Below are 18,344 nucleotides of genomic sequence, written 5' to 3' on the forward strand. Positions count from 1 at the left end.
GCGCGACATTTTCAGTTTGTCTGGAGCCACATCATGAGCGATACGATCGACACCGGCCGCAAGACGGCGGATACCCCGCACGCAGAGCAATCAACGCAGCAATCAACCCAACCGCCAGCGCAACAGCCATCCGCAGAAACGCCCACGAAGCGCAAGCTGCTGCTTGCGTTGCTCGCGGCGAGCGTGGTGGTGGCGGGCGCCGCTTACGGTGCGTACTACTTCACAGTCGGTCAATATCATCAATCGACCGACGACGCCTACGTCAGCGGCAATCTCGTGCAACTCACGCCGCAGGTGAGCGGCACGGTCGTCGCGGTCGACGCCGACGATACGCAGATCGTCAAACAGGGCGCGCCGCTCGTGTCGCTGGATAACGCCGACGCGAAAGTCGCGCTCTCGAACGCCGAAGCGACGCTCGGCCAGACCGTGCGGCAAGTCAGCGGTCTCTACGCGAACAACGACTTTTATGCGGCCACGGTCGCGCAACGCCAGTCCGATCTCTCGCGCGCCAACGACGATCTGAAACGCCGTCAGGCCGTCGCCGAAACCGGCGCGGTGTCGGGCGAAGACATTGCCCATGCGCGCGACGCCGTCAGCGCCGCGCAGGCCGCGCTCGATGCCGCGCGTCAGCAGGCGCAGGCCAATCGCGCGCTGACCGACCGCACGTCGATCGAACAGCATCCGAACGTGCAGGCCGCCGCCTCGAAGGTGCGCGACGCTTACCTGAGCTATGCGCGCAACACCTTGCCCGCGCCGGTCACGGGCTACGTGGCGCGCCGCTCCGTCCAGGTCGGCCAGCGTGTCGCGCCCGGCACGCCGCTGATGGCGATCGTGCCGCTCGACGGCGTCTGGGTGGACGCCAACTTCAAGGAAGGACAGCTCAGACACATGCGGATCGGCCAGCCGGTCACGCTGACAGCAGACGTCTACGGATCGGGCGTCACGTATCACGGCCGCGTCATCGGTTTTTCCGCCGGCACCGGCGCGGCGTTCGCCGTGTTGCCCGCGCAGAACGCCACCGGCAACTGGATCAAGGTGGTGCAGCGGCTGCCCGCGCGCATCCAGCTCGATCAGAGCGAACTGAACGCTCATCCGTTGCGTATCGGCCTGTCGATGCAGGTCGACGTGGAAACCCGCGATCAGTCCGGCGCGCAACTCGGCGCGGCGGTCGGCACGTCGTATCGCACCGACGTGTTCGCGCAATACGGCGCGGACGCCGATGCCGAGATCGCGAAGATCATCGCGCAGAACATGCCGGTCGAGCGTGTGGCGGCGACGGCGCGCAATGACAAAAAAGCCGAGCCCAAAGTCGAGCCCCAATCTCGTCCGCAAGCTCAGTCGCGGGCTCAAACCGATGCCACGAGCAACGCAGGCTAACCCCCAGGCGCTTTTTTTTACGCAAATGACTGATAAGTCAGATATCCATCTTCAGACGCAGGTGATGACATGACCCGACCGACTGCATCGGCCAACCCGTCGGCCCGCCCGACACCCAGCGCGCCGGCGCCGCTGCCGCCGCTCACGGGCGGCAAGCTCGTCCTCGCGACGATCGCTGTGGCGCTCGCTACCTTCATGAACGTGCTGGACTCGTCGATCGCGAACGTCGCCATTCCGACCATCGCCGGCAATCTCGGCGTGTCGGTCGACGAGGGCACCTGGGTCATCACGCTGTTCGCCGCCGCCAACGCCATCTCGATTCCGCTGACGGGCTGGCTCACGCAGCGGGTCGGGCAGATCAAGCTTTTCGTCTGGGCGATTCTGCTGTTCGTGTTTTCGTCGTGGCTGTGCGGCATTGCGCCCACCTTGCCGGTGCTGCTCGCCGCGCGGATTCTTCAGGGTGCCGTAGCGGGACCGTTGATCCCGCTCTCGCAGGCCATTCTGCTCGGCTCGTATCCGAAGGAGAAGTCTTCCACCGCGCTCGCCCTGTGGGCCATGACGGCGACGGTCGGTCCGATTGCGGGTCCGGCACTGGGCGGCTGGATCACGGATAGCTACAGCTGGTCGTGGATCTTCTACATCAACATTCCCGTCGGCATTTTTGCGGCCGGCGTGACCTGGGCGATCTACCGCACGCGCGAAACGCCCACGCGGCGTCTGCCGATCGACAAAGTCGGCCTGCTCTCGCTGATTGCCTGGGTCGGCTCGCTGCAGATCATGCTCGACAAAGGCAAGGATCTCGACTGGTTCAACTCGCCGGTGATCGTCGCGCTCACGGTGTTTGCTGCGATCAGCTTCGCGTTCTTCGTGATCTGGGAGTTGACGGAGAAGAATCCGATCGTCGACCTGCGTCTGTTCGGCAAACGAAACTTTCTCGGCGGTACGGTCGCGATTTCGGTGGCGTATGCGGTGTTTTTCTCGAACCTCGTATTGCTGCCGCAATGGATGCAGGGCTATCTGAATTACCGTTCGGTGGATGCCGGTCTCGTGACCGCGCCACTCGGCATTTTCGCGGTGATTCTCGCGCCCGTCATGGCGAAGCTGATGCCAAAATCGGACGCGCGCGTGCTCGCCACGCTCGCCTTCGTCGGATTCGCCGGCGTGTTCTTCATGCGCTCGCATTACACCACTGGCGTGGACACGTGGACGCTGGTCTTGCCGACCTTGCTGCAAGGCGTGCCGACCGCGCTGTTCTTCGTGCCGCTCACCGCGATCATTCTCTCGGGACTCGCGCCGGAGAAGATTCCCGCGGCGGCCGGTCTGTCGAACTTCGCGCGGGTCTTCGCGGGCGCGATGGGCACCTCGCTCGCCACCACGGGCTGGAACGACCGGACGATCCTGCATCACGCGCAGCTTGCCGAGCAGACCAGCGTGAACAATCCGACCTTCACGTCCGCGCTCGACGCCTTGCAAAGTTCGCTCGGCGGCAGCGCCGCGCAAGCCATGGCCTTCTTCGAGCATTCGCTGAACACGCAGGCGGCCATGCTCGGCCTGAACGATATTTTCTGGCTGTCCGGCGTGATCTTCGTCGCGATCATTCCGCTGATCTGGGTGACGAAGCCGGATAAATCGAGCGCCGCGGCGGCGGCCGGCGCGGGCGGTCATTGAGCGAAGGCGCGGGTGGAGCAGGCACGGCATTCCCCGCGACCCGCGACGCTCGCAAAGAGGAAAGCGCTATGGCACCAGCACGATCTTGCCGGGCCGATGCTTGCGGCCTTCGAGCATCTCGTGCGCGTCGCGGGCTTGCGCCAAAGGCAGAACGTCGCCGACGCGCGTGCGCAAGACGCCTTTCTCGAACAGACCGGCGAGCGCCACGAGCGTCTTCGTGGTGACGGCGACCAGCATGAAGTTCGCCTTGACGCCCGATTGCGCAGCACGTTCGCCCGACGGTTCGGCGACGGCGGAGACGACCCGGCCGCCGCGCCTGACCGTCGCGAACGAACCGTCGAGCGTATCGCCGCCAACCAGATCGATGACGGCATCGACGGATTCGCGATAGGCGTCGAAAGACGTGTGACGTGGATCGAAGACCTCGTCGGCGCCGAGCGAGCGTACGAATTCCGCGTCGCGCTCCGAGGCCCCGGCGATCACGAAGGCGCCGGCGTGATGCGCGAGCTGCACCGCGTACGCACCGACGTTGCCCGCCGCGCCTAGCACCAGCACACGCTGGCCGCGCTGCACGCCGGCTTCGTCGAAAAGCATTTGCCAGGCGGTCACGCCGATCACCGGCGCGGAGGCCGCCTGCTCGAACGACAGTTCGGCGGGTTTGCGCGCCAGCATGTTCGCCTCGGCGATCGCATAGTCGCCGTAGCCGCCCGTGAACTGCGGACTCGTCACGCCGAATACCTCGTCGCCGGCCGAGAGGCTGTTGGCGTTGTCACCGGCCAGCATCACCGTACCCGCAATGTCCGACCCGAGTGTCAGGGGCAGCGGCTGCGGCAGCACGCTTTTCCCCGCGCGTATCCACGCATCCCATGGACCGACGCCGGCCGCGGCCACGCGTACGAGTACCTGTCCCGAAGCCGGGCGCACGAGCGCCGTGTCGCGATAATGCATGGCGTCGATGCCGCCAAACGCGTCGACCTGGACAGCCTTGAACGACGAAGGAAGCGTCGGTGAAGTGGATTCCATGGAAGTCTCCGGCACAGGTTCGGCAAGCTGAAAACAGCACGACGGTCAGGTCCGAATTCATTCTAGGACACGCGAGCCGGCAAGCAAGCGTGTTGTCTCCGACTGCCGGAAATGCCGCCCGATCCGGCGGCGCTCGCCAATTCAGGTAGATTCCGGGTATAGGCAAGTGCGCAAGAGCGGAGAAATCATGAAACACGGCAAGACCAAACTGACCCGGCAGAGCGCGGACGTTCTGTTCCCCGACCTGAAACCGAGCGGCACGCAGGCGGGCAGCCGCCCGGACAATCCGTTCGGCGACTCCACCAGCCACACGAGCAGTCCCTTTGCGGATTCGCCCTTCGGACCGCTCGAACGGCCGGAGCGCGACAAGAAATCGCTCTGGAAAGAGAACCTCGTCAGTCTGCCGAAGGGAATCGAGTTGCCGCCCGGTTACGAGTCGGCGGCAAAATTGCGTTCGGCCATGGAGCGCGCCTGGCGCATGAAGTGGGTTCGTGAGGCGAGCCACGAGATCGTCGCGGAATTCCCGGAAGGCTGGTCGGCGATCCGGCCCGCGAGCGGCCCGGTGCAGTTGCGCGATGCGAACGGCGTGGCGCGCGCCGTCTACGGTTGGGCGGAAGATGCCGAACTGCGCGTGCTGCCGCGCTACGTGGTGGAGTCGCAGGAGAACAGTTCGAGCGGGCTCGGCAGTCTGATCGTGCGCGATCGCGAGAGCGGGCAGATTCTGGAGCGCTCGGCCGTGTGGTCCGCGCAGACCGGCAATCATCATCCGGACTGGGCGAAGCTCTCGGCGTGGCTCGACCGACAGTATCCGCAACATCGCGATCCGCTGCGGCTGTGGAGCGATTGCGAAGCCAACCTGCTCTGATCATTCATCCACCACTGCCGACGGGAGGCCATGATCCTCTCGAAGCAGGAACACCGTCATGCAACATCTGAAATACCTGAGCGGTTATCCCGCACCCTTGCTGGAGAAAGTGCAGAAGCTGATTGCCGACGAGCAACTGGGCGCCTATCTCGTCAAACGCTATCCCGGCTCGCACGACGTGCAAACCGATCGGGCGCTTTACGCCTATTGCGCCGACCTCAAACGCGAACATCTGCGTAGCGCCGAGCAGATCGACAAGGTGATCTACGACAGTAAGCTCGACGTGATGCGCCACGCGCTCGGTCTGCACACGAGCATTTCGCGCGTGCAGGGCGGCAAGCTGAAGGCGAAGAAGGAGATTCGCGTGGCGTCGTTATTCAAGGACGCCGCGCCGGAATTCCTGAAAATGATCGTGGTGCACGAACTCGCGCATCTGAAGGAAAGCGATCACAACAAAGCCTTCTACCGGCTATGCGAGTTCATGCAGCCGGGTTATCACCAGATCGAATTCGATCTTCGTCTCTACCTCACGCATCGCGATCTGACGAAAAAACAGGCCTGAGCGCGAAGCGTCAGGCCTGTCGTTCGACACGCGCTTTCCGATGGCGCGATGCGGCGGCGCGCCGCTCGCGATCAGGCGGCGAGCGCCTCTTCGGCCGGCGTTTCGACCGTGCGCTCCGGCAGGTTCTCGACGGACGCCGTCAGCAGCACCGGAATCGACTTCGATGTCGGCGTGCCCGCGCCGTCGGCCACGGAGGAGAGCGGCACCAGCGGATTCGTTTCCGGATAGTACGCGCCGAGACAGCCCCGCGGAATGTCGTATTCCACCAGCAGGAAGCCGGCCGCGTGACGCTCCACGCCGTCCGCCCACACGCTTTTGATGTCCACGCGCTGGCCGGCCGCGAAGCCGAGCATCGCAAGGTCGTCCTTGTTGGCGAACAGCACGCGGCGTTGTCCGTAGACACCGCGATACCGGTCGTCGAGACCGTAGATGGTGGTGTTGTACTGGTCGTGCGAACGCGTCGTCATCAGGGTCATCAAACGTTCGCCGTGTTCGGCGCGCGCCTGATGGATCGGCGTGTCGACAGCGATGGCGTGCACCATGAACTGGGCCTTGCCGCTCGGCGTTTTCCAGATCCGGTCGCGCGACGCGACACCGAGATGGAAGCCGCCCGGTTTCTTCAGACGCTCGTTGTAGTCGTGGAAGCCGTCGATCACCTGCGCGATGCCGTCGCGAATCAGCGCGTAATCCGCGGCCTGCGCGAGCCAGTCCACTTTTCCGCTGCCGAGCGTGGCGTGCGCCATCTTCGCGACGATCGCGATTTCCGACAGCAGATTCTCCGAGGCCGGCTTGTTCATGCCGTACGAGATGTGCACCATGCTCATCGAATCCTCGACGCTCACACCTTGCGCCACGCCGTTCTGCAAATCGATTTCGGTGCGGCCGAGGGTCGGCAGGATCAGCGCATCGCGGCCGTGTACCAGGTGGCTGCGATTCAGCTTGGTGGTGATGTGCACGGTCAGGTCGCACGAGCGCATCGCTTCCCACGTGCGCGGCGTGTCCGGCGTGGCGATCGAGAAATTGCCGCCGAGCCCGATGAATACCTTCACCTTGCCGTCGAACATCGCCTGAATCGTATTGACGACGTCGAGACCGTGCTCGCGCGGCGGCTCGAAATCGTAGACTTCGCCGAGACGGTCGAGAAACGCCTGGGTCGGCCGTTCCTCGATGCCGACTGTGCGATCGCCCTGCACGTTGGAGTGTCCGCGCACCGGGCACAGACCTGCGCCGCGGCGGCCGATGTTGCCGCGCATCATCATCAGGTTCGAGAGGATCTGAACCGTCGGCACCGAGTTCTTGTGCTGCGTGAGGCCCATGCCCCACGTCGAGATCACCGCGCGACCCTTCACGTAGATGTCGGCGAGCTTGAGCACGTCGTCGAACGGCACACCGGATTCGGCGACGATGGTGTCCCAGCTTTCGGCGCGCAGGTCGTCGGCGAAAGCGTCGAAGCCGACCGTATGTTCGGCGATGAACGCGACGTCGAGCACGCGTTCGAGGCCGGAGGCGAGCGCTTCGTCGTCGAGTTCGATCACGCGCTTGGCCACGCCCTTGATGAGCGCGAAGTCGCCGCCGATTTTCGGACGGATGAACACGGAGCTGATCTTCGTGCTGCCCATCGTGATCATCTCGACCGGATGCTGCGGGCTCGCAAAGCGTTCGAGGCCGCGCTCCTTCAGCGGGTTGATCGAGACGATGGTGGCGCCGCGCTTCGCGCATTCGCGCAGTTCGCCCAGCATGCGCGGGTGGTTGGTGGCCGGATTCTGACCGAAGATCAGCAGCGTGTCGGCGTGTTCGAAGTCGTCGAGCGTGACCGTGCCCTTGCCGATGCCGACCGTGTGCGGCAGGCCGCGGCTGGTCGCTTCGTGACACATGTTCGAGCAGTCGGGGAAGTTGTTGGTGCCGTACATGCGCACGAACAGCTGGTACAGGAACGCGGCTTCGTTGCTGGCGCGTCCGGAGGTGTAGAAGGCGGCGCGGTCGGGATCGTCGAGGCGCTTGAGATGATCCGCGATCAGGTCGAAGGCTTCGTCCCAGCCGATCGGCACGTAGCGGTCGCGCATCGCGTCGTAGACGAGCGGGTCGGTCAGCCGGCCGTGCTGCTCCAGTTCGAAGTCGGACTGCGCCATCAGTTCTTCGACCGTGTGTTCCTCGAAGAACGCGGGCGTCACGCGCTTGCTGGTCGCCTCGGCGGCCACGGCCTTGACGCCGTTTTCGCAGAATTCGAAGGTGGATGCATGTTCGCGGTCCGGCCACGCGCAGCCGGGGCAGTCGAAGCCGTCCGGCTGGTTCTGCTTGAGCAGCGTGCGGTAGTTGCCGCCCGCGACCTTTTCCTTGATGAGGTTGATCGCGACGTATTTGAGCGCGCCCCAGCCGGCGGCAGGGTGCGTATAGGGTTCGATGCGAGCGTCTGGTTTCTTCATGGTCGTGCCGCTGACGGGCCTTGGACGAGGCTTTTTAAGCCGATACCTGCAAGCCTACTGTGTTCCAAAAAGGCCGCAGCATACAGAAAATTGAAAAGGGAAGGGATACAGTTGCGGATTTCTGTCTTAGACTGACGTTTCCCGCCACGTCCGCGCTCGCGCCAGGTCCTTGAAACTCTACGAAAAGCTCGCCGACGAGATGACCGAAGCCGTGCGCCGCGGCGTATTCGCGGCGGGCGAGCGGATCGCGTCGGTGCGTCAGGCGAGCCAGCAGCACGGCGTCAGCATCAAGACGGTGTTGCATGCGTACGCGTTGCTGGAAAGCCGTGGCGTGGTCGAATCACGGCCGCAGTCGGGCTACTTCGTGCGCGACGCGGCCGCGCTGGCGGCTGCCTTCGACGAACCGCGCCTCACCCGCAAGTCCGCCACGCATGCCGCGCCGGTTGCCGCCGAGGTGGACGTGAGCCGCCTCGTGCTGTCCACGCTGCGCAGCATCCGCGCGCATGACGCCATACCGCTCGGCTCGCCGTATCCTGACCCGTCCCTGTTCCCGTGGCGGCGTATCAACCAGTACGCCAACGCGATCGCGCGGCGCCAGGCGAGCTGGAATCTGATGGACGATCTGCCGCCGGGCAATCCGGAACTGATCCGCCAGATCGCCCGGCGCTACGCCGAGAACGGCGTGCCCGTCGATCCGGACGAGATCGTCATCACGCTCGGCGCGACCGAGGCGATCAACCTCAGCCTGCAGGCGGTCGCGCGTCCGGGCGACACCGTCGCGGTCGAGTCGCCCACTTACTACGCGATGCTGCACGCCATCGAGCGACTCGGCATGCGCGCGATCGAAGTGGCGACGCATCCACAGGACGGCATCGACATCGAAGCGCTCGCGCAGATCGTTGCAAAGCAGAAGATCGCTGCCTGCATGGTGATGCCGAATTTCCAGAATCCGCTCGGGTTCCAGATGCCCGACGCGCGTAAGCAGCAACTCGTTGCGCTGCTGTCCGCCCACGAGATTCCCGTCATCGAAAACGACGTGTACCAGGAGCTGTATTTCGGCGAGGCGCGGCCGTCGACGCTGAAGAATTTCGATACCAAAGGGCTCGTGCTGCACTGCGCGTCGTTCTCGAAGAGTCTGACGGCTTCGTACCGGATCGGCTGGGCGATGCCCGGACGCTACCGCGCGCAGGTCGAGAAGCTCAAGTTTCTCAACACGCTGACCACGCCCTCGGTGCCGCAGGTCGCGGTTGCCGACTATCTGCGTCAGGACGGCTATGATCGGCATCTGCGGCACGTGCGCAAGGTGTACCGCCAGCAGGCGAGCATCATGAGCGCGATGGTGCAGCGGTTTTTCCCGGCCGGCACACGCACGTCGACGCCGCAAGGCGGCTATGTGCTGTGGGTGGAGTTGCCCGAACGGGTCGATTCGATGCGGCTGTATCAGGCGGCGCTCGCGCGCGGCATCACGATCGGGCCGGGCATGATGTTTTCGACGCGTAACGATTTCCGCCACTTTATCCGGCTCAATTACAGCTATCCGTGGACGGCGCAGACCGAAGCGGCGCTCAGAATGCTGGGCGAACTCGTGGCGATGATGGCCTGAGAGGAGACACGTATGACAGAAGCGACAAAAACAACGCCGGCGGACGACGACGATCTCGACCCGGTGCTGGTTGCCGTGCTGACGCAATTGTGGCGGGCGCATCGGGAGAGGCCCGACGGCGCGTGGTCGCTCGCGAAGCTGTCGAAGCAGGCCGCTGTGCCGATGAGCGCGCTGCGCCGTCAGCTCACGGCGCTGGTCGACGGCGAACTGGTGGAGACGTCCTTCAACGAAGAAGGCACCGGCACCGCGCGTCTGAGCGAGATCGGCCTCGACGTCTGCGCGGAACTGTTCGGCGAGGGCGACCCCGACGCCGACTCCGACTCCGCCGCCGCCGATGACCACGAAGCCGGGCCGCCGCCGAAGTTGCACTGAGGCGGCAGCGGGCGACGGCTCGGCGGGTCAGTGCGCCGGCGGCAGGAATTCGAGCAGGGTGTCGGTCACGGCCTGCGGTTGTTCTTCCGCTACCCAGTGTCCCGCGCCCTCGATCTCGACCGACTGCACGTGGTCTGCCACGTGCCGCAATTCTTCGCCGACCAGCGGACCCATGCTGCCCGCGCCACCGATGCCCAGCACGGGCATCGTGAGCTTGTGCTTGGCGAATTCCTGGTTCTGTCTGACGTCGGCCGGAAACGCGCGGTAGTACTCGAAGCCGGCGCGCAGTGCGCCCGGCATGGCGTATTCGCGAGCGTAGGTTTCCTCGACCTCGTTCGTGAACGCGCGCGAGTTGACCGCCTCCGAATTGTGGAACCACTTCAGGTACGCCAGTTCGCGGCCGGCGATCAACATCTCCGGCAGATCCTGCACCGCGTAAAAACGGAAGTGCCAGGTGCGCGGCGTCTGGACGAGCTGGTCCCACGGATCGATGCCGGGCAACGGCACGTCGAGAATCGCGAGTGAGCGCACCTCGTCCGGATGTTGGGCGGCGTACGCATACGCGACCATGCCGCCCATGTCGTGACCGACGATATTCACTTGCGGCCCGAGCTTGAGTTGCGCAACCAGCGCATGGATGTCTTCGGCGATGTTGGCTTTCTCGTAGCCGGTCGCGGGCTTCGATGTATCGCCGAGGCCGCGAAGGTCGGGTGCGAGCACGGTATAGCCGCGCGCCACCAGTTGCGGCATCACGAATCGCCACATGAACGAGGTCGACGCCCAGCCGTGCAGCAGCACGATCGGCGTGCTGTGGCCTTGCGCGAGCAGGTAGTGATAGCGCACGCCGTTCACGTCGATCTTGCCGTCGTGAATGTTCGCCGACGCGGCGGCCAGTGCGGCGGTGGAAACGGCGGAGTGCGGAGCCGAATGCGCAGCGGTGCTCGCTGCCGGCAGCGTGCCGGCCTCGGCGCCGGCTTGCGCGCTGTACGCGGACGGTGCGGCAGTCGCGAACGCGAGCGTGGCGGCCAGCAGCAAAGACGACAGTTTTAGACGCATGACGAATCCCGGAAAAAAAGGGGGAGCGCCGTGCCTGTGTTGCACAGGCGCGGGGAGGAGGTTCGGTTTGGGGTTGGGGAGCCGGCCTGTCGAGGCCGGCTCAGCGGGGCTGAGTGATTAGCGCCGAGCCATCACAATTGACTCATGCCGCCGTCGACGATGATTTCGGTGCCGACGATGAATGCCGATTCCGTGGCGGAAAGATGCAGCACGGTCGAGGCGATCTCTTCCGGCGTACCGAAGCGTCCGGCCGGAACCTGGCTGAGGATCTGGGCGGCCGTCGCTTCGAGCGCGGCGGCGTCCAGACCGAGCTTGCCGTACAGCGGCGTTTGCACGGGACCGGGGCTCACCACGTTGACGCGGATGCCGTGCGGCAGCAGTTCGGCCGACAAGGTCTTCGCCAGCGAAATCACCGCGGCCTTGCTCGCCGCATACACCGACGACGACGGCATGCCGAGGCGCGCATTGATCGAACCGTTGATGACGATCGACGCGCCGCGATTGAGCAGCGGCACCAGCGACTGGATCTGGAAGTACGCGCCTTTCACGTTGGTGTTGAAGGTCGCGTCCCACAAGGCTTCGTCGACGTCCACGAACGGCGCGAACTTTGCCGTGCCGGCGTTGATGAACACCGCGTCGAGCCGGATGCCGGCCGCGCTCAGTGCGGCGGCCAGTTCGCGTGCCGCGCCGATCGATCCGGCGTCGTTCTGGATCGCCACCGTATCGGCGCCGAGGGCGTCGCGCGCCGTTTCGAGCGCAGCCGCGTCGCGACCGGTAATGACGACGCGGGCGCCTTCGTCCGCGAATGCTTTTGCTGCTGCGAAGCCGATGCCGCTGCTGCCGCCGGTAACGAGAACCGACTTGTTTTGAAAGCGAGTCATGTTGTTTCTCCGAAAGGGTGTGACGGGTTGATGAACAGGATATTGCGCCTTCCGATCGCGCTTGCCGTACCACTTTTACGATGTACTCGTTCGAAATAATCGAACGTCTTTTTTCCATCCCAAAATACGAATGCCGTTATGGGCGGGATAACGGGAAATAATTTTTCCGATGAAATTGGCCTTCGAATATGGCCCCCTATGCTTGAGCCTTGCCGACCGGCGGCCGCCGTGGCGAGCGGCGGGCAGGCATCAGGCGGGCAGCAGGCGGCCATTTCCACACCACCCTCGGAGAATCCATGAAAACAAAGCTGGCGAGCGCGTTGCACCATTCATTGCGCATTAAAACCATTCGGACCGTCCTGACCGCGACGCTCGGCGCGAGCCTCGCTTTCGGCGCGGCGGCCGCGACCACGCAGCCGCTCGGCATCGCCTTCGTCTATCTCGGCAATCCGGGCGACGCCGGCTGGACGTACGCGCACGAACAGGGCGTGAAGGAAGTGGAGGCGAAATTCGGCGACAAGGTCAAGGTGACGCGCGTCGAGAACGTGCCGGAGTCGGCGGATTCGGAACGCGTGTTCCGCGATCTGGCGTCCAAGGGCAACAAGATCGTGGTGGGATCGAGCTTCGGCTTCCAGGATTTCGAACTGAAGGTGGCCAAGGATTTCCCCGACACCGTGTTCGAACACGCGACCGGCTACAAGAAGGCGGCCAACTTCGCCACCTACGACGTGCGCACGTACCAGAGCGCATACCTCGCCGGACTCGTGGCCGGCTACACGACCAGGTCCAATACGCTGGGTTTCGTCGGCTCGGTGCCGGTGCCCGAAGTGGTGCGTAACATCAACGCGTTCACGATGGGCGCGCGCTCGGTCAATCCGAAGGTGCGTGTGAAGGTGGTGTGGATCAACAGCTGGTTCGATCCGGGCCGCGAGAAGCAGGCTGCCGAAACGCTGATCGGTCAGGGTGCGGACGTGCTGATCCAGAACACCGATTCGACCGCGACGATGCAGACCGCCGAACAGAAGAAAGTGCATGCATTCGGCTGGGATTCGGATATGAAGAAGTTCGGACCGAACGCCCAACTCGGTGCCTGCGTGAGCAACTGGGGCGTGTACTACACGCATCTGGTGGATCAGGTCATGTCGGGCAAGTGGACCAATGCGCCGGTGTGGTGGGGCCTCAAGGAGAAGGCGATCGATCTGGCCGATATCAACACCGACGCCGTCTCGCCCGCCGCGCAAAAGGCATTGAGCCAGAAGCGCGACGACATCATTTCCGGCAAGTTCGATCCGTTCGCGGGCCCGATTGCGGATCAATCTGGTGCGGTGAAGGTGGCGGCGGGCAAGTCGCTGAGCGACGCGGAATTGCTGCGTCTGAACTGGTTCGTGCAGGGCGTGGACGGCACGCTGCCGAAGTAAGCTGTCGCCATACTTGCACGTTTGCCCGAATTGTTTTGCCTGACTAACTATTAATGATTATCGAGGAGATCGCCCGTGAGTCTGACTGTTTCGACCGGAGCCGCCGCTGGTGTGACCGCTGATGCGGCCGACGCTGTGGCCAGTTATCCGCCACAAGGTCTGACGCCGACTCACGAGCAGATCGTGCGGCACTTACGCCATTCGAGCCGGATTGCCGAGCGGGCGACGTTGCTGGGACATCATCCGTTCGGCGCGGTGCTGGTCGGCCCCGATCAGGAAACCGTGTTGATGGAGCAGGGCAATGTCGACACGGTGAATCATGCCGAGTCGGTGCTGGCGCGAGTGGCGGCCCTGAATTTCACGCCGGAGTATTTGTGGAGCTGCACGCTCTACACGTCGGTGGAACCGTGTTGCATGTGTGCCGGCACGATGTACTGGGCCAACATCGGGCGAGTCGTGTTCGGGATGACTGAAAAACGTCTGCTCGAAGCCACCGGCAATCATGCGGAGAACCCGACCATGAGCGTGGAGTGCCGTTATGTCTTCGACCATTGCCAGAAGGCGGTCGAGGTGATCGGGCCGGTGGAGGAAGTCGAGGCGGAAGTGATGGAGGTGCAGCGGCGCTTCTGGGACGGGCGGTGAGCGGCGCGCTGTTGTTCGACGGTCATGCGACGGTTGCCTGGTTGTTGCTCGATTGTTGCTTGAGCGTTGCTTAAGTGTCATCGAGCCGCGTGAAGCGCTCACCCAGTGCTCCACTGAGTGAGCGCTTCCAGCGGCATGAAACCTACATCTTCGTGCGCTTGCCGCGCTCACTGCGGCGCATCGAGCATGGCTAGCCCACAAAACCAGTCGCCGCCATGCGGTTTGTATTCCCACTGGCTTTTCTGTTTGATTACGGTCGAACACTGGTCGTGCAACTCGATGCCCGGATTGCTCGCCGTGCATTGAAGCATGGCCGTCTCCAGTTGCTGCAAGGCCGGTGCGGGCAGCGGCGTCTTGCGCGCCTCGTCGGGATCGGCCGGCGTGACCGCAGATGTACCATCGACTGTTCTTGCAGGCGTTCCCGTCTGCATCGCTTGAATCAAACGTTTCAATTCATCGATCCGTGACGCATACCACGTCCCGAGACACGTTTCGTCACGACAATTTGCTTCCCGCCACGCCCATTTGCTGTCACTGTCAGTGAGAAATGCACGCCGGTTCACGACCCGGCGACGGGCTTTCCAGTAGAGTTGACCCAGCGTATCGTCGAGCTTCGACAGGCCGGGATCGTTGCAGATCATCCGTTCGGTCAACGATCTTCCTTTGGTGCAGTCGAAGCTGGTAGCGTGAGCAGGCAGATGGGTGAACATCAGCGCGGCAATCAGGAGAGGGCGAAGCATTTTCATGGCGGTCCCGAAGAGCATGGTTTTTCGTCCCGTGCATGATCGGACGAGTCGCCTCGAGACAGACGCCGGAGAACAAGCTGACTTGGCGCAGGTGATTACCAAATCTTGCCGCCCGGCGGAAGCTTTCGGGCATGCGCCGTGCTGACGCTCATGAAATTACGACGCACAAAGCAACGCACGACGCATCAGGCAAAGCACGACGCAGTCAGGCGCGCACGGCAGCAACGCGCGGCACGTGGAAAGCACGGAACAACGCACGCTAGAAACCGTGAAACGCAACGGGGGAAGAATGAAGCAACTCGCTCGCTGTATTTGCGTCGCTGCCGGTCTGGTCGCGTTGCCGGTTGCGGCCAATGCGCAGTCGCAGGCTTACACGAACGGCACGGTGAATGTGCGGGCGGGGCCGGCCTCCGATTATCCCGTCGTCATCCAGGTTCCCGGCGGCGTGCCGCTCACCGTGATGGGCTGTCTCAGCAACTATCAATGGTGCGATGTCGCAGCGCCGAATCTGCGCGGCTGGGTCTATGCCGCGCGGCTCAACTATCCCTACCAGGGCAGCAACGTGCCCTTGATGAACTACGGCACGGTGATCGGCTTGCCGATCGTCACGTTCTCGATCGGCACTTACTGGGGCAACTATTATCGCGGCCGGCCATGGTACGGCCAGCAGTCGCGCTGGGCGCATCACCCGCCGCCTCCGCCGCCGAGACCCGGCGCGGGTCGTCCACCCGGCGGACCGCCGCCCGGACACGGCGGCCGTCCGCCGCCGGGTCATGGAGGCGGCCGGCCTGGCGGTCCGCCGCCGGGGCATACGGGTGGCCGGCCTGGCGGTCCGCCGCCGGGGAACGCGGGTGGCAGACCGGGCGGTCCGCCGCCGGGGAATGCAGGTGGCCGGCCGGGTGGTCCGCCGCCGGGGAACGCAGGTGGCAGACCGGGTGGCCCGCCACCTGGCAATGCAGGTGGTCGACCCGGCGGTCCGCCGGGTAATGCAGGAGGATCCGGCGGACGCCCGCCAGGCGGACCCGGAAACGGTGGGGGCCGTCCGGAGGGCGGCGGCAACCGACCGCCGGGCGGTGGCGGTGGGGGAGGCGGCAACGGCGGCGGAGGAGGTCGTCCGCCGGGCTGATGTAACGCGGCGACCGGCTGGGCGATGTCGGTTACATACGCCAGTCACGGCAAGCATGGGCGGCATGAGTCGGTTCTCGCGGACCGACTCGTGCCGTCATGCGTGAGGGCCAGACTTGCCGGCTTGGCGTAAACCCGGATACGCCGCGTACACTAACTTGCCGATGTGGGGTTAGGGGGCGCACATATGAAATGCGAAGCGGCAAAAGATAGCGCGATGAGAGCGACGCCGGACGGCACCCGTAGTGGGCCGGATCTGGCCGAGGGCGCCTTGGCGTCGGAGCGCACGGTGTTGCGGCTGATTACCCGCAACACGCCACTGCCGGAATTGCTCGACGAAGTCTGCCGGCGCGCGGAAGCGCTGCTCGGCGACGGCGCGTCGTGCTCGATCCTGTTGCTCGAGGCGGACGGCGTGCACGTGCGCGTCGGTGGCGCGCCGTCGCTGCCCGCGCATTACAGTGAGGCGATCGACGGCATCGAGATCGGCCCGCACGTCGGGTCGTGCGGCACGGCGATGTACGAGCGGCGTCTCGTGGTCGTCGAAGATATCGAAAACGATCCGCTCTGGGCCGACTATCGCCATCTCGCGCTGCCGCTCGGCTTGCGCGCGTGCTGGTCGGTGCCGTTCTCGGACGAAGCGGGCGTGGTGCTCGGCGCGTTCGCGGTGTATCACCGCTGCTCGCGCCGGCCCACTTCCGAAGAAGAAACCATGTTGCGCGACATCGGCCATAGCGTCGGTCTCGCGGTTCACCAGGACGCCATGAGCCGGCGGCTCGCGCTCAGCGAGGAACATCACCGCCTGGTGGTCGATCATCTGAACGAAGGCATCGTCGTGCAATCGCGCGAGGGCATCATCCTCGCCTGCAATCCGAGCGCTCAGCGCACGCTGCGCGCGGGGCCGGAGATCGTCGGCCGCCACGTCCGCAGCGTGATGGCGCGCGGCTATCACGACGACGGCTCGCTCCTCGCCGAGACGGAACGCCCGACCATGCAGGTGTTCGCGAGCGGCAAGCCGATGCTCGGCGTGACGATCGGCGTGGAACTGGTGAGCGGGCAGATCGTCTGGATTACCGAAAACGTCGTGCCGATCATCAAACCCGGCGACAGCGAGCCGAGTTCGGTGCTGATCTCCTTTTCCGACATCGGACCGGTGCGCGAAGCGCAACGGCAACTCAAATTTCTCGCCACCCGCGATTCGCTCACCGGGCTCTACAACCGCGCCTATCTGACCGAGCGGATGGCCGATCTGCTCGCGCCCGACGCGATGGCGGGCAGCGGCGAGCTGGCGCACGTGGCGGTCCTGTTCGTCGATCTGGACGGATTCAAGAAAGTCAACGACACCGCCGGACACGAAGCCGGTGACGCACTCCTGTGCAGCGTGGCCGAACGTCTGTCGGCCTGCGTCGGCCGCGACGACATGCTGGCGCGGGTGGGCGGCGACGAGTTCGTCGCGGTGATCAGCGGCTATGAAGACTGCGATCATCCACGCGCGCTGGCACGCCGCATTCTCGACATGATCGCGGTGCCGTTCGCGGCGGCCGGCAACGAGTATTACCTCGGCGCGTCGATCGGCATCAGCCTGTTTCCCGAAGACGGACAGGACGTGCAGACGCTGATACGCAACGCCGACTCGGCGATGTACTACGCGAAGCAGTGCGGCCGCAACAACGCCCAGTTTTTCACGGCCGAACTGAACCGGCACCTGCAACGGCGGTTCTCGATCGAGCAGTCGCTGCGGCGCGCGCTCGCGTTCGACGAACTGAGCCTCGTGTATCAGCCGATCGTCGACAGCCGCTATGGGCGCACGGTCGGCGCCGAGGCGTTGCTGCGCTGGTACAACTGCGAGTTGGGCGATGTCTCGCCGGCCGAATTCATTCCGGTAGCCGAAGACGCCGGGTTGATCGTCGAGATTGGCAACTGGGTGCTGACGCGCGCCTGCGAGCAGCTCGCGCAGTGGCGTCGCACGCTGGCGCCGGATCTGGTGGTGGCGGTGAATCTCTCGCCGCGGCAATTCAACGACGGTCTCGTGGAGCGCGTCGCGCGCTGTCTCGCGCAGTCCGGTCTCGAACCCGGCGCGCTCGAACTGGAGATCACCGAGCGGCTTCTGATGAGCGACAGCGACGCCGTGCTGCCCATGCTCAGGGAGTTGAGCGCGATGGGTGTGAAGATTTCCGTCGACGATTTTGGCACGGGCTATTCGTCGCTGTCGTATCTCAAACGCTTTCCGCTGCACAATCTGAAGATCGACCGTTCCTTTGTCGCCGGTTTGCCGGATCACCGCGATTCGATCGCGATCACGCAGGCCGTGGTGGCGATGGCGCATTCGCTCGGCATGAACGTCACGGCGGAAGGCGTGGAAACCGCCGCGCAGGCCGCCTTCCTGCGCAACATCGACTGCGACAAGCAGCAGGGTTATCTGTACAGCCGGCCGGTCGGCGCCAGCGCTTATGCGCGCAGTCTGAGCGACGCACGCGCCGGAATGGCGGATATTTCGTAGGGCTTTTGCACTTCCCGAGCCCGCGCCGGACGCTCCGGCGCGCGCCGCGGGACCCTGAATAACCAACGGAACGCCCGTCCGGCAAG

General features: G+C 64.5%; 15 protein-coding genes. 10 read left to right on the plus strand and 5 right to left on the minus strand.

Annotated elements, in window-relative coordinates; translation table 11 throughout:
- Nucleotides 1-33 precede the first annotated feature (33 nt).
- Both P3T18_RS26145 and P3T18_RS26150 read left to right on the plus strand, forming a co-directional pair.
- Nucleotides 34-1,377 (plus strand): HlyD family efflux transporter periplasmic adaptor subunit, encoded by a 1,344-nt coding sequence (locus P3T18_RS26145; RefSeq protein WP_429302846.1) that lies wholly within the window; start codon nucleotides 34-36, stop codon nucleotides 1,375-1,377.
- A 69-nt stretch (nucleotides 1,378-1,446) separates the two neighbouring features.
- The gene (locus P3T18_RS26150) at nucleotides 1,447-3,045 is read left to right on the plus strand and encodes a DHA2 family efflux MFS transporter permease subunit (protein WP_429302847.1); all 1,599 of its coding nucleotides are present in this window, start codon (nucleotides 1,447-1,449) and stop codon (nucleotides 3,043-3,045) included.
- Nucleotides 3,046-3,111: 66 nt separating this feature from the next.
- Here P3T18_RS26150 and P3T18_RS26155 read toward each other — a convergent pair whose 3' ends face one another.
- Complete coding sequence (locus tag P3T18_RS26155) at nucleotides 3,112-4,068, minus strand: NADP-dependent oxidoreductase (protein ID WP_429302848.1); 957 nt, start codon at nucleotides 4,066-4,068, stop codon at nucleotides 3,112-3,114.
- A 187-nt stretch (nucleotides 4,069-4,255) separates the two neighbouring features.
- Here P3T18_RS26155 and P3T18_RS26160 point away from each other — a divergent pair, with 187 nt between their 5' ends.
- Together P3T18_RS26160 and P3T18_RS26165 are read left to right on the plus strand one after the other, a co-directional pair.
- Nucleotides 4,256-4,933, plus strand: a complete 678-nt coding sequence (locus tag P3T18_RS26160) for a hypothetical protein (protein WP_429302849.1) — start codon at nucleotides 4,256-4,258, stop codon at nucleotides 4,931-4,933.
- 58 nt (nucleotides 4,934-4,991) lie between these two features.
- Entirely contained in the window at nucleotides 4,992-5,495 is a 504-nt protein-coding gene (locus tag P3T18_RS26165) for a M48 metallopeptidase family protein (RefSeq protein WP_429302850.1), read from the plus strand.
- 71 nt (nucleotides 5,496-5,566) lie between these two features.
- Here P3T18_RS26165 and P3T18_RS26170 read toward each other — a convergent pair whose 3' ends face one another.
- Nucleotides 5,567-7,918: an FdhF/YdeP family oxidoreductase gene (locus tag P3T18_RS26170; protein WP_429302851.1), complete on the minus strand. Its 2,352-nt coding sequence runs from the start codon at nucleotides 7,916-7,918 to the stop codon at nucleotides 5,567-5,569.
- 169 nt (nucleotides 7,919-8,087) lie between these two features.
- Here P3T18_RS26170 and P3T18_RS26175 point away from each other — a divergent pair, with 169 nt between their 5' ends.
- Nucleotides 8,088-9,521: a PLP-dependent aminotransferase family protein gene (locus tag P3T18_RS26175; protein WP_429302852.1), complete on the plus strand. Its 1,434-nt coding sequence runs from the start codon at nucleotides 8,088-8,090 to the stop codon at nucleotides 9,519-9,521.
- 12 nt (nucleotides 9,522-9,533) lie between these two features.
- Entirely contained in the window at nucleotides 9,534-9,893 is a 360-nt protein-coding gene (locus tag P3T18_RS26180; protein ID WP_429302853.1) for an ArsR family transcriptional regulator, read from the plus strand.
- A 27-nt stretch (nucleotides 9,894-9,920) separates the two neighbouring features.
- Here the strand turns inward: P3T18_RS26180 and P3T18_RS26185 are convergent, their stop codons facing one another.
- Together P3T18_RS26185 and P3T18_RS26190 are read right to left on the minus strand one after the other, a co-directional pair.
- Entirely contained in the window at nucleotides 9,921-10,949 is a 1,029-nt protein-coding gene (locus P3T18_RS26185) for an alpha/beta fold hydrolase (RefSeq protein ID WP_429302854.1), read from the minus strand.
- A 131-nt stretch (nucleotides 10,950-11,080) separates the two neighbouring features.
- Nucleotides 11,081-11,830 (minus strand): SDR family oxidoreductase, encoded by a 750-nt coding sequence (locus P3T18_RS26190; protein ID WP_429302855.1) that lies wholly within the window; start codon nucleotides 11,828-11,830, stop codon nucleotides 11,081-11,083.
- Nucleotides 11,831-12,126: 296 nt separating this feature from the next.
- Between P3T18_RS26190 and P3T18_RS26195 the strand changes: the two genes are divergently transcribed.
- Both P3T18_RS26195 and P3T18_RS26200 read left to right on the plus strand, forming a co-directional pair.
- A complete protein-coding gene (locus P3T18_RS26195; protein ID WP_429302856.1) occupies nucleotides 12,127-13,248 on the plus strand; it encodes a BMP family ABC transporter substrate-binding protein in 1,122 nt (373 codons plus the stop codon).
- Between the two features lie 111 nt (nucleotides 13,249-13,359).
- Nucleotides 13,360-13,890, plus strand: a complete 531-nt coding sequence (locus P3T18_RS26200) for a nucleoside deaminase (RefSeq protein ID WP_429302998.1) — start codon at nucleotides 13,360-13,362, stop codon at nucleotides 13,888-13,890.
- Nucleotides 13,891-14,057: 167 nt separating this feature from the next.
- On the opposite strand, the gene P3T18_RS26205 is transcribed toward P3T18_RS26200, so the two are convergent.
- The gene (locus tag P3T18_RS26205; RefSeq protein ID WP_429302999.1) at nucleotides 14,058-14,636 is read right to left on the minus strand and encodes a lysozyme inhibitor LprI family protein; all 579 of its coding nucleotides are present in this window, start codon (nucleotides 14,634-14,636) and stop codon (nucleotides 14,058-14,060) included.
- A 289-nt stretch (nucleotides 14,637-14,925) separates the two neighbouring features.
- Between P3T18_RS26205 and P3T18_RS26210 the strand changes: the two genes are divergently transcribed.
- Both P3T18_RS26210 and P3T18_RS26215 read left to right on the plus strand, forming a co-directional pair.
- Nucleotides 14,926-15,762 (plus strand): SH3 domain-containing protein, encoded by an 837-nt coding sequence (locus tag P3T18_RS26210; RefSeq protein WP_429302857.1) that lies wholly within the window; start codon nucleotides 14,926-14,928, stop codon nucleotides 15,760-15,762.
- 186 nt (nucleotides 15,763-15,948) lie between these two features.
- Nucleotides 15,949-18,258, plus strand: coding sequence for a sensor domain-containing phosphodiesterase (locus P3T18_RS26215; RefSeq protein WP_429302858.1), 2,310 nt, complete (start codon nucleotides 15,949-15,951; stop codon nucleotides 18,256-18,258).
- Nucleotides 18,259-18,344 lie beyond the last annotated feature (86 nt).

The sequence above is a fragment of the Paraburkholderia sp. GAS199 genome, assembly GCF_050436585.1.
Lineage (GTDB): Bacteria > Pseudomonadota > Gammaproteobacteria > Burkholderiales > Burkholderiaceae > Paraburkholderia.